This is a genomic window from Pseudomonas sp. NPDC087803, from assembly GCF_044742995.1.
In the GTDB taxonomy this organism is placed as follows: domain Bacteria; phylum Pseudomonadota; class Gammaproteobacteria; order Pseudomonadales; family Pseudomonadaceae; genus Aquipseudomonas.
In genome coordinates, this window is the sequence record NZ_JBIUVO010000032.1 from 8,392 (window position 1) to 10,815 (window position 2,424).

The window sequence follows — 2,424 nt, forward strand, 5'->3', positions numbered from 1 at the left end:
TTCTTCTCTTTTACCAGCTCGGCGATCTTCTCGATCAGACGCGCCTTGTTCAGCTGATACGGGAGTTCGGTGATGACGATCTGCTGACGACCACCGACCTTGTCGATGTCCTCGATGATCGAGCGCGCACGCATGTAAATGCGGCCGCGGCCGGTGCGATAGGCTTCGATGATGCCGGCACGACCGTTGATGATCGCAGCCGTCGGGAAGTCCGGACCGGGGATGTATTGCATCAGCTCATCGACGGTCAGCTCAGGGTTGTCGATGAGGGCCAGGCAACCGTCGATGACTTCACCGAGGTTGTGCGGCGGAATGTTGGTCGCCATGCCCACGGCGATACCGCTGGAGCCGTTGACCAGCAGGTTGGGGATGCGCGTCGGCATCACCGCCGGGATCATTTCGGTGCCGTCGTAGTTCGGCACCCAGTCCACGGTTTCCTTGTGCAGGTCGGCCAGCAGCTCGTGCGCCAGCTTCGTCATGCGCACTTCGGTGTATCGCATGGCCGCAGCGTTGTCGCCGTCCACCGAACCGAAGTTGCCCTGACCGTCGACCAGCAGGTAGCGCAGGGAGAAAGGCTGAGCCATGCGGACGATGGTGTCGTACACGGCAGTGTCACCGTGCGGGTGATACTTACCGATCACGTCACCGACAACACGGGCAGATTTCTTGTACGGCTTGTTGAAGTCGTTGCCCAGCTCGCTCATCGCGAACAGTACGCGACGGTGCACGGGCTTGAGGCCATCGCGCGCATCCGGCAGTGCACGGCCGACGATTACGCTCATCGCGTAGTCGAGGTAGGACTGTTTCAGCTCGTCTTCGATATTGACCGGGAGGATTTCTTTGGCCAGTTCGCCCATGAGAAGCCTGATTCCTTTTTCTGGTGAAACTTCGTCATGTCCATATGGGATGAACGAAGCTCGTCGGGGCAGGCTGAGTGCCATGCGCCGACTTACGACAAATCAACAAATTGAACCGTGGATTTGCGCAGTAAAGACAGCTCCGCGAAGCTGCCTCGGAAAACGCCGGATGTTATCACAAGAGCCGCCACGCACCTATCCCCCAGATGCGCATGGAGCATAGTTAGTTGACCGATGACAGGCGTAAAGGGGACGAGAGAGGCTCAGAGCTTCTTTGAATGCAGATTTGGGGCTTGATTTGGAGATGTTTATTGACTTTTATGGCCCCATCGCTGGCAAGCAGCTCCCACAGGGTCAGCGGCGAACACAAAACCTGTGGGAGCTGGCTTGCCAGCGAAGGCGTCCTTGCAGACGCCAAAGCCAGTCAATGCAAGCGCTTGCGGCACATCAACTGAGCCATCTTCGCCGTATCCGGGCGCTCGACGATGCCCTTCTCGGTAACGATCGCATCGATCAGATCCGCCGGCGTCACGTCGAACACCGGGTTGAACGCCTCGACGTCCGCCCCCACGCGCTTGCCACCGACTTCCAGCAGCTCGGCGCCGTCACGCTCCTCGATCGGGATGTCGTCGCCGCTGGCCAGATGCATGTCGATGGTCGAACTCGGCGCCACCACCATGAAACGCACGCCGTGGTGCATCGCGTTGACCGCCAGTTGATAGGTGCCGATCTTGTTCGCCACGTCGCCATTGGCGGTGATGCGGTCAGCGCCGACGATCACCCAGGTCACGCCTTTGGTTTTCATGATGTGCGCAGCAGCGGAGTCGGCGTTGAGCGTTACCGGGATGCCTTCGTTCGCCAGCTCCCAGGCGGTCAGGCGCGAACCCTGCAGCCATGGCCGGGTTTCATCGGCATACACCCGCTCGACCATGCCTTCCAGGTACGCCGCACGAATCACCCCCAGCGCGGTACCGAAACCGCCGGTGGCCAAGGCGCCGGTGTTGCAGTGGGTCAGGATCGCCTGGGCATTGCCCTGATGTTTACGAATCAGGTCGACGCCGAGTTGGGCCATGGTCAGGTTGGCTTCGCGGTCGCTTTCATGGATCGCGATGGCCTCGGCTTCCAGCGCCACCAGCGGATCGGCATTGTCCTTCAGGCGATCCAGTCGATCGTGCATGCGATTCAGTGCCCAGAACAGATTGACCGCCGTCGGCCGGGAATCCGCCAGCAGGGCGAAATCCTCTTCCAGTGCGGCGTACCAATCGCCACCCTCGGCCACCCGGGCGCGGGCCGCCAGCACAATGCCATAGGCCGCGCTGATGCCGATGGCCGGTGCGCCGCGCACCACCATCGAACGAATGGCCTCGGCTACACCGGCAGCGCTGGTGTAGGCAATCCACGTTTCTTCGAACGGCAAAACACGCTGATCCAGCAGGTGGAGCGCGCCATCTCGCCAATCGATGGCCTTTACTTTCTCCGCAGCCAACAGTCGATCGCGCATCCCTCACCCCGCACTCATGAACAAAAGCCGCCGATTATAGCGATCCAACCGCGAAGACGCTCGGGT

General features: G+C 60.8%; 1 protein-coding gene and 1 pseudogene. Both read right to left on the reverse strand.

All coding sequences use genetic code 11. From position 1 onward, the window contains the following. Positions 1–857, reverse strand: a pseudogene (locus ACIOUG_RS16505) (DNA gyrase subunit A); the annotation flags it as partial. 424 nt (positions 858–1,281) lie between these two features. Next, on the reverse strand, positions 1,282–2,358 hold the full coding sequence (gene mtnA / locus ACIOUG_RS16510; protein WP_095137261.1) for an S-methyl-5-thioribose-1-phosphate isomerase: 1,077 nt from the start codon (positions 2,356–2,358) through the stop codon (positions 1,282–1,284). Between the last annotated feature and the right edge of the window lie 66 nt (positions 2,359–2,424).